Origin of the sequence: Vibrio nitrifigilis (genome assembly GCF_015686695.1) — a bacterium.
In the GTDB taxonomy this organism is placed as follows: domain Bacteria; phylum Pseudomonadota; class Gammaproteobacteria; order Enterobacterales; family Vibrionaceae; genus Vibrio; species Vibrio nitrifigilis.
This window is the reverse complement of the sequence record NZ_JADPMR010000001.1, coordinates 1,944,216-1,960,021: the sequence shown is the minus strand read 5'-3', so window position 1 is coordinate 1,960,021 and position 15,806 is coordinate 1,944,216. Positions and strand designations below refer to the sequence as shown.

14 protein-coding genes and 2 pseudogenes are annotated in these 15,806 nt (G+C 43.4%); 9 read left to right on the top strand and 7 right to left on the bottom strand.

Annotated elements, in window-relative coordinates; genetic code table 11:
- Positions 1-91 precede the first annotated feature (91 nt).
- Positions 92-334, bottom strand: a pseudogene (locus tag I1A42_RS25315) (hypothetical protein); the annotation flags it as partial.
- A gap of 447 nt (positions 335-781) precedes the next feature.
- On the opposite strand from I1A42_RS25315, the gene I1A42_RS08750 reads away from it, so the two are divergent.
- The 3 genes and pseudogenes from I1A42_RS08750 to I1A42_RS08740 all read left to right on the top strand — a co-directional run bounded on the left by I1A42_RS08750 (position 782) and on the right by I1A42_RS08740 (position 1,870).
- Positions 782-1,063, top strand: coding sequence for a type II toxin-antitoxin system Phd/YefM family antitoxin (locus tag I1A42_RS08750; protein WP_196123241.1), 282 nt, complete (start codon positions 782-784; stop codon positions 1,061-1,063).
- Between the two features lie 53 nt (positions 1,064-1,116).
- A pseudogene (locus I1A42_RS08745) lies at positions 1,117-1,346 on the top strand (type II toxin-antitoxin system RelE/ParE family toxin).
- 155 nt (positions 1,347-1,501) lie between these two features.
- Entirely contained in the window at positions 1,502-1,870 is a 369-nt protein-coding gene (locus I1A42_RS08740; protein ID WP_196123240.1) for a VOC family protein, read from the top strand.
- 153 nt (positions 1,871-2,023) lie between these two features.
- Here the strand turns inward: I1A42_RS08740 and I1A42_RS08735 are convergent, their stop codons facing one another.
- On the bottom strand, positions 2,024-2,983 hold the full coding sequence (locus tag I1A42_RS08735) for an alpha/beta hydrolase (protein WP_196123239.1): 960 nt from the start codon (positions 2,981-2,983) through the stop codon (positions 2,024-2,026).
- A 228-nt stretch (positions 2,984-3,211) separates the two neighbouring features.
- On the opposite strand from I1A42_RS08735, the gene I1A42_RS08730 reads away from it, so the two are divergent.
- The 3 genes from I1A42_RS08730 (at position 3,212) to I1A42_RS08720 (ending at position 6,139) form a co-directional block, all read left to right on the top strand.
- The gene (locus I1A42_RS08730) at positions 3,212-3,544 is read left to right on the top strand and encodes an ATP synthase subunit e (protein WP_161158369.1); all 333 of its coding nucleotides are present in this window, start codon (positions 3,212-3,214) and stop codon (positions 3,542-3,544) included.
- A 285-nt stretch (positions 3,545-3,829) separates the two neighbouring features.
- Positions 3,830-5,068 carry an MFS transporter gene (locus tag I1A42_RS08725; RefSeq protein ID WP_329604811.1) on the top strand — a complete coding sequence of 413 codons (1,239 nt, stop codon included), beginning with the start codon at positions 3,830-3,832 and terminating at the stop codon, positions 5,066-5,068.
- A gap of 231 nt (positions 5,069-5,299) precedes the next feature.
- Positions 5,300-6,139: an alpha/beta hydrolase gene (locus tag I1A42_RS08720; protein WP_161158371.1), complete on the top strand. Its 840-nt coding sequence runs from the start codon at positions 5,300-5,302 to the stop codon at positions 6,137-6,139.
- A gap of 173 nt (positions 6,140-6,312) precedes the next feature.
- On the opposite strand, the gene I1A42_RS08715 is transcribed toward I1A42_RS08720, so the two are convergent.
- The 4 genes from I1A42_RS08715 to I1A42_RS08700 all read right to left on the bottom strand — a co-directional run bounded on the left by I1A42_RS08715 (position 6,313) and on the right by I1A42_RS08700 (position 10,910).
- A complete protein-coding gene (locus tag I1A42_RS08715) occupies positions 6,313-7,620 on the bottom strand; it encodes a cytochrome c (protein ID WP_161158372.1) in 1,308 nt (435 codons plus the stop codon).
- A 13-nt stretch (positions 7,621-7,633) separates the two neighbouring features.
- Positions 7,634-9,406 carry a GMC family oxidoreductase gene (locus I1A42_RS08710; protein ID WP_196123238.1) on the bottom strand — a complete coding sequence of 591 codons (1,773 nt, stop codon included), beginning with the start codon at positions 9,404-9,406 and terminating at the stop codon, positions 7,634-7,636.
- A 2-nt stretch (positions 9,407-9,408) separates the two neighbouring features.
- A complete protein-coding gene (locus tag I1A42_RS08705) occupies positions 9,409-10,122 on the bottom strand; it encodes a gluconate 2-dehydrogenase subunit 3 family protein (protein WP_161158374.1) in 714 nt (237 codons plus the stop codon).
- A gap of 401 nt (positions 10,123-10,523) precedes the next feature.
- Positions 10,524-10,910: a universal stress protein gene (locus I1A42_RS08700; protein WP_161158375.1), complete on the bottom strand. Its 387-nt coding sequence runs from the start codon at positions 10,908-10,910 to the stop codon at positions 10,524-10,526.
- Positions 10,911-11,132: 222 nt separating this feature from the next.
- Between I1A42_RS08700 and I1A42_RS08695 the strand changes: the two genes are divergently transcribed.
- Positions 11,133-11,873 (top strand): dienelactone hydrolase family protein, encoded by a 741-nt coding sequence (locus I1A42_RS08695; protein ID WP_196123237.1) that lies wholly within the window; start codon positions 11,133-11,135, stop codon positions 11,871-11,873.
- A 63-nt stretch (positions 11,874-11,936) separates the two neighbouring features.
- On the opposite strand, the gene I1A42_RS08690 is transcribed toward I1A42_RS08695, so the two are convergent.
- Complete coding sequence (locus I1A42_RS08690) at positions 11,937-12,980, bottom strand: purine-nucleoside phosphorylase (RefSeq protein ID WP_161158378.1); 1,044 nt, start codon at positions 12,978-12,980, stop codon at positions 11,937-11,939.
- Between the two features lie 302 nt (positions 12,981-13,282).
- Between I1A42_RS08690 and I1A42_RS08685 the strand changes: the two genes are divergently transcribed.
- Together I1A42_RS08685 and I1A42_RS08680 are read left to right on the top strand one after the other, a co-directional pair.
- Positions 13,283-14,398 carry a CdaR family transcriptional regulator gene (locus I1A42_RS08685; RefSeq protein WP_196123236.1) on the top strand — a complete coding sequence of 372 codons (1,116 nt, stop codon included), beginning with the start codon at positions 13,283-13,285 and terminating at the stop codon, positions 14,396-14,398.
- A gap of 138 nt (positions 14,399-14,536) precedes the next feature.
- Entirely contained in the window at positions 14,537-15,805 is a 1,269-nt protein-coding gene (locus I1A42_RS08680; RefSeq protein ID WP_161158380.1) for a GntP family permease, read from the top strand.
- Position 15,806: the final 1 nt, after the last annotated feature.

The window sequence follows — 15,806 nt, the reverse complement described above, 5'->3', positions numbered from 1 at the left end:
TTTAAAGACTCTAAATACTTAGTTTCGTCATACGGTGTACTGGTTTTCCAGCATCGAAAAGCAATTCTAATTTACTTAAAAGCGAGTGCTCTTATCGCTGTATTATGTGGTTTCCCTTTTTCGATTTGTTGCTGATAAAACGCTTTTGCCTAAAATGAAAAACGGACAGAAAGCCCTGCCCATTCGATAAACGTTTGTCGCAAAAATTTAGGGCAACAGTATCGCCAGTGAGTCCATGATTTTTTCCACTGCGTTCAATTACAGGGGTAATACCGGCATATTTTTGTAGCTCAGCGGTATTATTGTATCGTTGTCTGTTAGACCCAAATGCGACGAGTAATCTTGGGGCTCATTGAGGGCCAGCACCAGGGAAGCTATCGAAAATAGCACTGTCTTTATCAATGGCGGTAATAGCTCTAATGGGCAGACGTAATTGTTCGATACAGATAATAATCATGAGCGTGTTTGGGGCGCTTACCAAGTAAGGGTTTAGTTAACTACCTGTATTGAGTGTTGCTCATGTAGCGGAGCTCTTTTTTCGAGCTAACTAACGATAAAGGAGCGAGTCTTGCTGGATAAAGACTGTTTTATTGGCTGTTATTGCTACACGAGTGTATGTATCACTGAGGAGCCGGATGCGGTAATTCCGCACGTCTGGATCTGTGCGGGTTCAACCCAGTAATGGGGGGCCCTACCGCGATTAGCACAGAATCAACTCCTTGCTCAAAACGGCTATTTGAACTATTTATTGTACGTAATTTTGTACTAAATGGAGTCCAATATGAGCCGTATTCATTTCGATCAAGATATTCAGCCGTTATCTGAGTTTCGCGCAGGTGTAGCTTCTTACATCAAACAAATTAATGAGACTCGCCGTCCATTGGTCATCACACAGCGTGGTAAAGGTGTAGTTGTTGTTCTCGATGTTGCAGAGTATGAAGCAATGCAAGAGAAGATCGAGTTATTCGAAGAAATGCGTACAGCTGAAGCTCAATTAGCTTCAGACCTTGGTGTGTCAAATGATGATGCTCGTGCTCAAGTATTGGGGCGCATTAAGAAATGAAAGTAGTTTGGTCTCCATTAGCGCTTTAGAAGCTAGGTGATGCAGCGGAATTTATTTCTTTGGATAATCCAGCTGCAGCAGAGATGTGGGTAAACGAAGTTTTTGATAAAACTGAACTACTTGGAAGTTCGCCTGAAATGGGCGATTTGTTCCTGAAATGCCCAATACTAACTATCGTGAAATCATTTTTGGTCACTATCGTATTATCTATAGCTTAAGCCATGAAATCCGCATATCGACAGTTCGTAATTGCCGTCAAATGTTGTCGGAAGATGACGTGTAACATTGTGTTCAACAAGAGACTATGGCGTCAAGCGTTAAATGTTTGATGTATTTTCATTCCATCGTTGGGTTTTGTGTTTACGGTACAATGGATTAGGTAAAGTGTTAGTGTTGCTCACTACTTATTAACGCTGCGTTAGGTGACAGGAGGAAAACTTGAATCCAATTGCTATTCTCATCCATGTCCCAAATGTAGCGCAGGGACTCGCTTGGTATAAAAAAGCCTTTCCGTCTGCGATCCCTATTTATTATTCAGACTCAGACTTTACTGCACTTGATCTTGACGGTTTTTCGCTCGAAATAGTTCAAGCTGATGAGAAGGTTGGGGCTGGGAAATATGGAACCGTTCTATATTGGTCGGTACTCGAACTAGATGCGACGCTCAAACATTTTGAATCTCTAGGGGCAAAACTTTATCGCGGCCCTATGGATATTGAAAATGGGCTAGTTATGTGCCAATTGGAAGATCCGTTTGGAAACTTAATTGGTCTACGCAGCAATGTCACCGAACAAAAATTTCAATGAAAAATAAGAAGCACACTCATCTTTAATCTCCTAACCAAAGCGATACCATGCTAGAAATTATCCACCCCTACTTTTAGTCGAATAATGAATCTAAGAGAGGGGCATTATTCCCAGTTGGTTGCTTTGATATCAATAACACAACCGGCATGCTCATCAGCCAACAAAATGGTTTTGTTTTAACCATTGGTTAAACAAGGGTAGCCACTCTTTAGCGGTTCCTTTGGCATTGCGAATACCAAACCCGTGACCACTACTCTGAAAGATATGCATTTCAACTGGAATGTGGTGCTTATGAAGCGCTTCATAATACAGAATGCTGTTCATTTGATTCACCGATTTGTCATCGTTCGCCAATCCAATAAAGGTTGGGGGAGTCGCGTCACTAACCCATTTTTCAGCAGAGTGATCGTCAATTTGTGTTGTGGTTGGCGACTTCCCGAGCAATATTTTGCGAGTGCTGTTGTGAGCGTATTTCTTTTCCATGGTAATGACGGGATACATTAAGCCGACAAAATCAGGCCGAGCAGAAAAAGTATCTATGGTATCGATGGGTTGATAAACCTTTCGGGTAAATTGAGTTGCTAAACTAGAGGCTAGTTGTCCGCCCGCAGAAAAGCCTAACACACCCACACATTGATTATTCAGTTGCCACTCTTTCGCATGGGCGCGAATATAACGCACCGCCCGTTGTGCATCTTCCAGCGGTTGCCATTCACGATCAGAAGCGGAGTCGCTTGGAAGCCGATATTTCAAGATAAATACGTTTAACCCGTGCTGGTTAAGATCGGGCACCATATCGATACCTTCTTTATCAAATACCACTCGTTTGTAGCCACCACCAGGGGCGATAATAATGCTGCAGCTGCTCGGTTTTTGCGTCGGAAATGAGAGAAGTTCTGTCTTGTTAATATTGATCCAAGCACGGTCATGGACGGAAGGGGATTTGCTACGTTCAATCACCGTTTCTGTCGTAGTAGTATTTGCAGTCGTGCTTGGCCAAATAGAAAAGTGCTGCGATACCGTTAAGTTTGCTGCCGAGGCAGGTAAGCTCAAAGCGCTTGCTGCCAATGTTATCGTATAGCCTAAACATCGAATTATCTGGTGGGTTTTCATGTTATTTACTCGGCCAAAAGGAAGAGGATTACGTTAACAAAGAGCGCCCTATAAATGTGTTAGGTACATTCCCTTTTTGAACGACAAAGGAAATGTGCTCGTAATTATTGCAAAAAATAATCGCGTTTAAACGCACTACAATGTGCAGATGTTTGATCTTATCTCTTAAATTTTTCATGTTGATGAGGTAAATTAACGATAAATTATGATGTTAGGAATATCTAGAAGATGAAAACGCCAGATCAATTACGCTGGGCACAAGCGAAGCAGCAAGGTATTTATAAATTTATTGGCATCCGTGGTATTTTGTTGTTTACCGTACCGGTTTTTATCATGGAAACCATTTTGACTTACACCATGGATGTTGAAAACATTTTCACTGGTATCTATTTACTTAAAGCTTCCATCATTTGGATTTTGTGTGGTGTGCTATATGGCCTGTTCCAATGGTCACGCTTGAAAAAACGTGCATCCAAAGACGATCAAATAGAGCAAGATAAAAAGTTAAGTAAAAAAGCCTATAACGCTAAATACGGCAAAAAGAAAAAAGTGAAATCCTAAGCGCACATACTCGCCAATGTAAATTGAATATAGAAAGGACACAAAAGGATCATTTACCTTGTGTGTCCTTTTTATTGCACATTTTTATTATAAGAAATGCAAGCCTATATAGAAGTTTGGTATATCAGTTTATAGCCCCATTTTATTCTCGGGTACTTTAGATTAATCACGAGCAAATTATTTTTATCATCAGGCCTTTACGTTGGTTTACACTTGATTAATACTTCAATGATTATCGGCCCAGCGTACGATTGTATGCACCATGTTTAATCCCGAGGTTATATTGTGTTCTCCTTGCGTCGCTTAAGCGCATTTTCTCTTCTAACAGCACCCTCTAAGGTTCTGATTATTAATTCTTTTTCCTTTAATCTCGGTTTCTATATGTTACTGCCATATTTAGCCGATCATCTCTACCAATTAGGGCTGACTAGCTGGCATGTCGGAATCATTATTGGCTTACGTGTTTTAAGCCAACAGGGGCTGTTTCTTATTGGCGGGACATTAGGCGACCGTTTTGGATACAAGCCTCTGATTCTACTCGGATGTTCGGTGCGTATTCTCGGGTTTATCATGCTAGGTATGGGCGAAACCTTTGCATGGTTAATTCTCGGCGCAATGTTTACTGGATTTGCAGGCGCTCTGTTCACTCCAAGCAGCGATGCGTATTTGGCCTCGGAATATCCTGATGCTCGAGTGCGTAATCAAGTCTTTTCCTTGAAAAAGATGGCCGGAGAAAGCGGAATGTTATTAGGACCGTTGGCGGGCCTTACTCTGCTAAGCTGGAGTTTTATGTCGATCGGTTTATCTGCAGCTGCGATTTTTGCGTTGCTATTGGTATTACAGTGGTTTTATTTACCCGAGCAGCGGGTTAGTGCCGAGAGTGAAGAGGAAACCGCGGATTTTGCCTTTTGGAGACAATGGGGCAGCATGATTCGTAAGCCGATGTTCATGAAGTTTATTTTAGCCGCTTCTGTTAACAGTATTTTGTTTCATCAACTCTATTTAAGTGTACCGCATCAAATTCATGTAATGACAGGAAATGAATCGATCTTAACCATGGTATTTATGACCACCTCAATATTAGGTGTGTTCTGCCAATTGCCGGTGAGTAAATGGATTGTCACCAGGCTTGGGGATGCGCCTTCGATGGGGATAGGTATGAGTTTGATGGGGTGTGCTTATTTGGCATTGCAGTGGCATTACGAACCTATGTTAGCACTGCCTTTTATTTTGTATGCGGCGTTATTTAGTTTTGGCACTATGCTTTCGTTTCCCGTGATGTATTCCTATATTCCGAACTTCGCTCCTCGCCGTGAAATGGCCAGTTATTATGGGCTCTATGCGTGTGCTGGTGGCGTTATGGCTTTCCTTGGTAATTGGATTACCGGTTGGTATTTGAGTTTAGACAGCTTTTCAATGGGTATTTTTAGTGGATGTTTAGCATTATTGGGCCTTATTTCTGGCGTCAGTTTGTTTGCGATAGTGTCTATTCATCAGCGTGAAGAAAAAGTGTTGGTCAGTTAACCCCAAGCTACGTAAGCGGAACAGTCACGTTTTTGTTCCGTCTTAAATTTTTCTAACATCAAAGCCAATTTGTTGATTTTAATAGGACACACAACATCATTTACATTGTGTGTCTTTTTTATTTTATTAAAGGTGGTTGATGCATTTGGGGGTATTGTCTGCTATTACCTTAGTATGGCATTTGCGATGGGTGCTGTTCGGGCTGCTATCAATGGGAGATGGTTGGGTTATATGAGGGCAATCTTTATTGTGATGAGCGTATTAATGCTCTCTGCATGTACAAAGGTGGGGTTGCAGTTGGCAAATCTTCCTGCAAAGTTCAGTGATAACCGCATCATAAAAAATATCGTTTTTGACGATGCATCTAAGCAAAAGCTGGATGTTTATATCCCAGCTAAACAAGAATCGTCTCCTTACCCCGTCATTGTGTTTTTTTATGGCGGACGTTGGGAGTCGGGTTCAAAGGATATGTATGCATTCCTTGGAAATAAACTCGCTAATAAAGGGTTCGTTACAGTGATCGCAGACTATCGTAAATATCCGCAAGTGCGATTTCCGGTCTTTGTGCAAGATGGAGCGAAAGCGTTAGCTTGGGTCGATGATCATATCCAAGAATATGGTGGCGATCGGAACAAAATTGTTGTGGCTGGTCATTCTGCTGGAGCCCACATAGGAGCGTTACTTACGGCTGATGAGCGTTATTTAGAAGCCCTAGGGAAACATCATTCGGTCATTACAGCATTTGTTGGCCTAGCGGGACCTTACGATTTTGTACCTAAAGCTGATGATTTAAAAGCCATCTTTGCACCACCGGAGCAATATTCCCAAATGCAGGTTACGACGTTTATAGATGGTAGAGAACCGCCGATGTTGTTACTTTGGGGGGATAAAGATAAAGAAGTGGGTCGGCAAAATCTTGATGCCCTTGTTAAAAAGTGTCGTCAAAAAGGCGTTGTTGTAGAAAGCAAAATCTACTCGGGGGTTGGACATGTGGATATTTTGGCTAACCAAATGTGGTTTTATCCGGGTAAGGCGACAGCTTTAAATGATATGACTGAATTTATACATTGAATACATTACCTCTATGGTGCCGTGTTTATGGCTAAGTTATCTGTACTTACAAATGTAGGGCAAACGAAATAAAGCGAAATAGACATCAATGGGACAGATACTTAACAAAAATAAAAAAGGACACACAACACTATTTACGTTGTGTGTCCTTTTTTATTACGTTAGATGCAAACCTATTCGACGTTGGGCTTATCGGCTTCTAATACTGATTTAGGGATGGTTTTACGAATCGTCGCTACATCATCCGCACTGACCGACGGGGCTTTATTATGCCAACCACTTCGTAGGAAAGTGGCAAGTTTTGCTACTTCTTCATCACTTAAACGCCAGCCAAATCCCGGCATTGCCAGTGCTTCTGGAGCTTTAGGTGTTGAAGGCAGCGTTGACCCTGCAAGAATGACGTGAATCAAACCACTTGGGTCTTGCGCATTGACTAACGAATTACCGTCAAGAGCAGGAAAGACTCTCGGTGCACCTTTGGCATTACTGAAGTGACAGGCACTGCAGTTATCAACGTACAGCCGTTCTCCTGAATTAACTGGGTATTTACCGCTAACCAGCTTGGCCGTGGTAGCGTTATCTTCATTAGTTGATATCGCTTTAGTCGTGCCATCGCCTGGGAGAGTTTTGAGGTAAGTAGCGATTGCATCTAAGTCACTGTCGTTTAGATAGCTTAAACTGTGCTCGACTACCGATGTCATTTCACCTGCAACGGCAGAGTGAACATTACGTCCGGTGGCTAGATACTCTGCAATATCCTCTTTTGACCAGTGTTCTAGGGCACCGCCTTTACCTGCACGTAAATCTGGTGCATGCCAAATGCCGATCATACCGCCAGAAAGGAAATCCCCACCTTTGTGGTCATACCCTTTTTCCTGAAATACTAAACCGCGCGGTGTATGGCAACTGCCACAGTGGCCAGGCCCTTGTACGAGGTAAGCGCCGCGATTGTATGCTTCTGATTGTTTCGCATCATTTTGATAAGGCGAGGCATCGGCTGCAACCCAATTCCAAAAACGAATGCCCCAACGTTGATTAAACGGAAAACTTAAATCGGTTTTCGGTGCATCTTCATCGACAGGATCAACCCCATGCATGAAATAGGCGTACAATGCTTTTACATCATCATCTTTAAGCTTAGCGTAATCAGGATAAGGCATGGCAGGGTAGAGATGTGAGCCATCAGCTCTTACACCATGGCGTAGCGCTTGTTCAAATTGTGCATAGCTATAATTGCCGATCCCATGGGTTTTACTAGGGGTAATGTTAGTGGAATAGATTTTGCCAAACGGGCTTTCAATAGCAAGACCTCCGGCAAAATTCTTGCCACCTTCTGCAGTATGGCAAGCGACGCAATCGCTGGCTCGCGCTATGTATTCACCTTGGTTAATCTGCTGGTTATCCGGATTCGTTGGGCTTGCTGCATAACTAGCCACAGAAAGAACAGAAAGTAACGACCCTAATGTAATGAGTGTTTTCATATGTCGTTCCTCCTTATGCCTGAACCAGTGGGCCAGGATTAGGCAGATATTTTTCCTTAATCGCTTTGGCCGACCAATAAGTAAGTGCACCAACTAATAGAGTAGGGTTGTATTGAATGTTTTGTGGAAAGGCACTGGCACCCATCACAAACACATTGTGTACATCCCAACTTTGAAGGTAACGATTCAACACGCTGGTTTTAGGATTCGTTCCCATGATTGCGCCACCCACGTTGTGAGTGGTTTGGTAAGGTCGGACATCGTATTTAACCCCAAAATCTTTAAAGCTGTATTTCACGTTATCAGGATGCATAACGTCCACAATCGACTCAATTTGGCGTTTCATAAATTGGGTCATTTTGATGTCGTTGTCTTTCCAGTTAAATGTCATACGTAGCAGTGGCAAACCATGGCGGTCTTTATAGGTAGGGTCTAGGCTTAAATAGCAGTCACGATACGACATATTCGAGCCGTGAGAACCAATGCTCATCGCGTGGCCATAGTTTTCTTTCACTGCTTTTTTCCATTCAGACCCCCAACTTGGAGTTCCAGTTGGCAAAGGCATACTACGAATTGGTTGCCCATTCGTCATTCCAGCATTCATATAGGAGCCACCGATAAAGCCCTCTTTGCGAAAATCGATACGGTTAGTAGCAAAGTCGTCAATGATCTCGCCGTTTGCGCCAGCACCGATAAAGGGGTTGAATTCTTTATCTTTGAAAAACAAGGTTGCACCACCGGTCATTTGATAGGCATAGTTGCGACCAACAGTACCAGTATTACGGACCGGATCGTAAGGTTGACCGATACCAGAAAGTAACAATAAGCGAACATTGTTATAGGCAAAAGTTCCGACAATCACCATGCTAGCGGGTTGAAAAACTTCTTTGCCTTCACCGTTGATATAAGTGACTCCTACCGCTTTTTTACCTGATTTATCGAGGTTAACCTTGGTCACTTCACATTGGGTGCGGTAGTGAAAGTTTTTACGTTGTTTCAATGCGCCAAGCACACAGGTTTGTGGTGATGCTTTGGAATAGTTGATACAGCCATAACGTTCGCAAAAACCACAAAAGTTACATGGCCCAAGCTGCATTCCATAAGGGTTCGTGTATGCTTCAGATGCATTGGCTGCTGGCAGAGGAAAAGGATGAAAGCCTTTTTCTTTGGCAGCGGCCGCGAACATGCTGTCGTTTAATGTACGAACTAATGGCGGTAATGGATACGGATTTCGCCGCGGCCCTTCAAATGGGTTGCCTCCGGGCTGAATCTCTCCTTTGATGTTACCGGCCTGGCCTGATACCCCCATCACTTTTTCAAAGAAATCAAAGTGAGGTTCAAGTTCATCATACGTGACGCCAAAATCTTGAATCGTCATGTCTTTGGGAATAATGTCTTGACCAAATTTTTCTTCAACATAACTACGTAAACGTAGCTCTTCTGGCATTGGACGCCAAGAGTGGCCATTCCAATGCGATCCTGCGCCGCCAACGCCATCTCCAGGCAAAAATGAGCCGAGATGACGATAGGGTAACGCTTCTTCATCGATAGAGTGGCGCACGGTAACGGTCGTGAGTGCGGGTTTGCGCATTAATTTATAACGTACGCCGTAGGTGAGCTCATCGGCCATTTTTGGATATGAAAAATCGGGAACAGTATCTCGATCATCGCCTTGTTCCAGTGCAAGTACATCTAACCCTGCATCGGTCAATTCCATTCCCATAATAGAGTTGGTCCAGCCAAGACCGACCATTACCACATCTACGGGTTTTTCCTGACGTGCCATAATTATCCTCTCTCTCCTTCAATGCTAACTGGGCCTAGCGGGTATTCGACGTTAGGTTGGGTCACCCATTTCTTATATGAGGCGCGTGCACCAGGAAAGCCGATCATTTTCCAGCTCGCCATATGCTTGTTGCCACCGTGAATTGGGTCGGCGAAGTAGCCTTCTTTTGTGTTCTGCAACAAAAACGCGAAGAATTGAGAAGCACTGACATCATCAAATTTGATGATGCCTTTTTGCAGGTTAGTCAGTACCGTAACTTGCTGGGCGGCGGCTAACTTAGCAAAGGGTTTATTCCACTGTTGTTGGCAGTAGAGATTGGTTGCTTTTATGCCGAGGCGGTAGGTTTGCGCGGGCGTTAAAGGGGATTGATAGCCAAATTCTGGCGCCGCGTTGGGGGCAAAGGGGGGTTGCATGTACCAGTCTTTTGCCTGACCAAAACGACCTTGCATTTGTCGGTCAATAAAAATCGGCACATTGGTTTCCAATGCGCCAGGACCATGCTCATCAGCAGGGATCAGTTTATCGACTGCTGCTAGTAAGAAGGTCCATTCGTCACCACTAAAGAAAATAGGTTTGTATGCGTCGAGGTCAATTTGCGTAATAGGATCCGCAAGGGCCGGAAAAATCAGACTGGGTCCGATAGCGGTTGCTGATACCGTGATAATTGCATTTTTTAAAAAACGACGACGGGACGTATCTGTTGATGAAGAATTCATCTCATAACTCCCAGTGTATTTAGTTGTATTTTTATAGAAATAGTAGAATCTCAGCGGACCAATATTGACGACATCAACATTGCGCTGTGGGAGTACGGTAACGCAATTTTACTCAAGCCTATTAACTACTCGTCACAAATTTTATACAAAATAAATAACTATTTAACATTATTTCAATTAGTTATTTCTTGTGTGAATAATAAGTTTGTAAATGAATTTATATTGAGAATAAAAGAAGGGAGATATCGCTTTAATAAGGACAGGCACACGAACGCACACCGACTTATTAGGCAGATGGAACGTCATCAACTCAGTGAATTTACTCGTCGTTCCTCTGTTGTTTCGGCCGATGAGCTATTACGTACTGCGAATTATATTGCCGCCGCCGATGCGTGTGGCTTTTAGTCTAAATGAACGACTAATAAATCCGCATCGACGTTATTCACCAATTTGGGGGCAGAGCTGAACATGCGACTCATTAATGTATGGTGATGCCCGCAGACGACCAAATCGATATTGTCTGATTTAACTAACCCCGCAACCTTCATATGCAGTTCACCAATGACGACAGATGTCTCTGCAATCGGGTAATCACAATGAGCAACAAGCTCATCTAATTGTTGAAGGTAGTGCTGTTCTTCCTTGGGGTTACTGATGATATGGTCGATGTCGACATAGACAATCGAGAGTTTTGCTTGATGAGGTTTGGCTTGTTCTACGGCTTTGCTAATGAGTTTTTTACTCGATTCGGTTAAATCGACCGCGACTAAAATGTGCTGATAGCTCATTACGAGTCTCCTAGTGAGAATGTTATGTGCGTAATTAGAGTCTAGTCATTAAGAGGTACTTATGCAGAAAGTGCTCATTAATTAGTGATGTTGATCGGTGAGCGGTAAAGATCAAACACGAAACACCAATGGATTTGTTCTCATCTTGTGTCATCACTGCACTGCGCTATTCTTGGTATATCTCGTATTACCAATACGCTTCGTTAGACTAAGGATGTCATTATGAAACTGCGATTATTTGCAATCACCTTACTTGCCTGTATCAGTGGACTAGCTTTGGCTGGGGAAAATGTGGTGTATAAAGTGGATGGTAAACAGTATCAAGGGTACTGGGCAAAAGTAAGTCATGATGCCCCTCTGGTTGTGTTAGTACATGATTGGGATGGATTGACTCAATATGAAGAGAAACGAGCGAAGATGTTGAATGAGTTGGGTTACAACGTGTTTGCAGTAGATCTATTTGGCAAAGGGGTTCGCCCTACTAAGGTGGCAGACAAGCGTCAACATACCGGAGAGCTTTATACTAACCGCGATAAGCTTAGAGCGTTAATGAACGCTGGTGTTGAAAAGGCTGCGGCGCTTGGCGGTAATATCAATAATATGGTGGTGATGGGATACTGCTTTGGTGGTGCTGCAGTATTAGAATCGGCGCGAGCGGGCATGAAAGCGCAAGGTTTTGTCACATTCCATGGTGGGCTAGCCACACCCAAAGGACAAAGCTATGCCAACACGACAGCGCCCATTATGATATTACATGGCAGCGCAGATACCGCGATCCCTATGTCGGAGTTTGCTCAATTAGCCACTGAATTAGAACAAAACCATGTTCCGCATGAAATGATTACCTATAGCGGTGCACCGCACGCATTTACTGTATTTGGTAGTGATCGTTACCGAGCCGATGCGGATAAGAAATCTTGGCAGGCGTTGACGAGATTTTTATCTACGCAGACGAAAGCATAGCTAGGACGAGTTAATCATCAAAGGAGCCACTAGGGCTCCTCGTTATTGTTTAATGGCTAAGATTTATTGGGGCGTGCCATTTTGCCACTCGTCCCAGCGAATTATGATATTGCTTGCGACAGCATTAGCAACTCGATAAGCGTTAACCTCGGCTGGCTCATAGCCACTACCGTTGGCTGCAAGCGCTTCAATTGGTGTTTGACCCGGTGCTTCTTGGTCAAAATCTGAAGCCGTTCTTAACACCAGTATACGATTAAAATCCAATTTATCTGCATCTGCCCCGCGCTGCAGAGCGGTTAATGATGCGTTATCTTCCATTTGGGTGGTACAGACATTCGCTTTGCCATCGGTTAGGGTTGCTGCGTAATTGTCCATCGCTTTCGCAATCTTCGAGCCCACCCAGAACGTATCGTTAGAGATTGTATCGCAGATAGAGACAAATGGTTTACTTTGAGCTTTGGCTGAATCGGTAAACTGTTGGCGATCTTTATCAGCCGCATCAGAATCTAATAAGGCAACGTGTTTACTTAGGGCATACGCCTTATCAACTAACGCATCATTAAGATGAAAAACTTCAGTCCCTGCGCTCCATTTCGGCTTTTCACCGGGCTTATTGGAACCGAGAGCAAATGTACCGGTGGTCCAGTCTTTTGGCATTTGGCGTGCGTCAATGCGATGAGTCAGTCCGCCATCAATTGCGTAGCGAGCCCAGTGAGCGGAACCAAGGGTTCCTTGATCTGGGTCGACACCACCGATGCCAGCAATAATGATGTAGCTGTTTGTGAGGTCGACTTGCGGTGCGAATTCTAAAGCGGTGAGTGTTGCCGAGGCATTGGCATACCCCATCGCGGTTGTCACCATGCACAACCCTGTTTCGTTGCAATGTAACGCTGGATATTCTCGGCTTAAACCCGGGATCTCGTAATTTTGCGTCAGTTGCTGATGTTCTAACCAAGGCTGCGCCTCACTACCGAACATGGTGACAACTAATACCTTGGGTGTAATGGTCGGGATCGTTTGTGCGGCCGTTGCAGTAAAAGCCGCACAGGAAGAAAGAGTGGCGACGGTAAACAGTGCTCGAGAAAGTTTAGAAAATGTAAATGTCATAATATCCCTATTAAAAAGCAGTGGTGCTAACCACGTAACATGCTGACTGATAAATTGATTTTGAATGGTTCGGTGTCGATATTCAATAGGGAGAATACAAGTCCGAACAAATAAAAATGCCCAAACTAGGTTCCAGACCAGAGAACTTATCTCCCAAATGAACAAGACAAATGAGAAACTACTCAGTTATTGGGCGGATAAGATTGGTTATCACAAGTGAAACGTATATTATCAGCCGCTCAGATTTGACAGGGAACAACGATCCTCTGTTCGACGTATTACCACCATAATGGGAGTTTGTTTTGCAATTAAATGAGTACACGGCCAATAAAATTGTCGAACGGTCTTATTCCATTGTTGGCTTGCCCATTAATGTGATGAATCATGAAGGGGTGATTATTGCTTCTTCAGATGTGAGCCGAGTTCATACTTTTCATGACGGCGCACTCGAAGTATTGATGACAGGAAAAGTCGTTAAACTAAGCAGTGATACTGCGTTGTTACGTAAAGGTGCCAAAGAGGGAATTAATATCCCCATCTATTTTAAACGCGACATTATTGGCGTTATCGGGGTTAATGGTCCGTTAGATGTCGTGGAAGAGCTCGCTCATTTAGTGAGTATGGCAACCGAGCTCATTCTGGAAAACTTGGATTTGATGTCAAAAATTCATACGGTCAGTAAACACAAAGAAGACCTGTTAGAACTATTAATTCAAGAAAAACATGCTGATAAAGAATACGTTAGCAATATTGCCGACTTTGTAAAATACGATCTCTCACCTGCTAAGGTGGTTGGAATATTAAAAATAAACAGTTCCGATCCTATTTCAACAGCGCTGTTTCAAGAGCTGGTGGAGGAAATCTATCTCTATGAAAAAAGCCTACTGGTCAGTACATTGTCGGTATTTCAGCGTGAAATTGTGATTTTAAAAAATGATGACAAAGACAAACACACTTGGCTAAAAGAGTTGGTTCGTTATCTTGAAAATCACAAGGGGCTATCGATCAGAGGGGCGTTTGGCAGTGTTTTCCCTGGGTTAAATGGCATTGCGCTTTCATACCAGACTGCGCGTTTAGCGCTTGATAATCGTATTGATTCTCGTAAAAAAGTGGTGATGTACGATGACAATGTCTTCAAGTACCAATTTTGTACTCTAGAAGACAAAGAGTGGGTACGTCATCAGTTACGTTTACCCCTGACACAATTAGAAAATGTTGATAGCAACTTGGTGCTTATCCTCACGATGAAGACATACTTAAGCCAGAATTGTGATCAACCTAAAACGTGTAAACAACTTGGTATTCATCGTAATACATTACGTTATCGTTTAGCCAAAATAGAAAGTGTTATATCCTTAGATTTCAATAGGTTAGATGACTTATTTAAGATTTACACTGCGATAACATATTATTCATAAAGCACAGCATTTTGTGCAGGTGCACAAAATGCGTTGTGAATATGCATCCCTTACTGTCAATTTTGACATTGAGCTCCCATAAGCCAATCAATATCATCGCCCGCATAAATCCCTAAATATAAAAATAAGGAAAGAATCATGACCGAAGTCTCTACCTTGGGAGCGTTTGCTGCTCTTGTTGTTGCTATTGGATTGATATTGAAGAAAGTTCCACCTGCGTACGGCATGATTTTAGGTGCGCTTGTCGGCGGCATCGTGGGCGGTGTCTCACTGACTGATACGGTGACGCTAATGATTCACGGTGCTCAGGGCATTGTGACAGCCGTATTGCGCATTCTCGCAGCCGGTGTTCTTGCTGGTGTTCTTATCGAATCTGGTGCTGCGACTCGTATCGCGGAAACTATCGTAAGAAAAGTCGGTGAAACACGCGCTTTGCTTGCGTTAGGCATCGCAACCATGATTTTAACTGCGGTTGGTGTATTCGTTGACGTTGCTGTTATTACAGTTGCTCCAATTGCGCTTGCTATTGGTCGTCGTGCTAACTTATCGAAAACAGCCATTTTGCTAGCGATGATCGGTGGTGGTAAAGCGGGTAACATTATGTCACCAAACCCAAATGCAATCGCAGCATCAGATGCATTCCATGTTCCTTTAACATCAGTCATGATGGCAGGGGTTATTCCGGGTCTTTGTGGTTTAATTTTTGCGTACTGGTTATCTCGCCGTTTGGTTAATCACGGTAATAAAGTTCAAGAACAAGAAGTGATTGCTCATACCCATGGTGACTTACCAAGCTTCGCATGCTCAATTTTAGCACCGCTTGTAGCTATTGTGACATTGTCACTGCGTCCAATTGCTGGTATCAACGTGGATCCTATGATTGCCTTACCGCTTGGTGGTTTGGTTGGTGCTATCGCCATGAAGAAGACAAAAGAAATTAATAACTTCGCTGTCTCTGGTCTGTCTCGCATGGCACCGGTTGCGATTATGTTGATGGGTACGGGGACACTGGCCGGTATCATCGCGAATTCAGGTTTAAAATCAGGTTTGATTGACCTTCTAACTAGCTCAGGCCTGCCTTCTTATTTATTAGCTCCAATTTCTGGTGCCATGATGTCGTTAGCTACAGCGTCAACGACTGCAGGTACGGCTGTCGCATCCAACGTATTTAGTTCTACTATTTTAGAACTAGGTGTCCCAGGGTTAGCGGGAGCTGCAATGATTCATGCCGGTGCAACGGTATTAGATCACATGCCTCACGGTAGCTTCTTCCACGCGACGGGCGGTGCTGTGAACATGAACATTGGCCAACGTTTAAAATTGGTCCCATACGAATCATTAGTCGGTTTAGTAATGACTATCGTGTCTGTATTGCTATTCGGTGTGTTTAACGTATTTGGACTTTAAT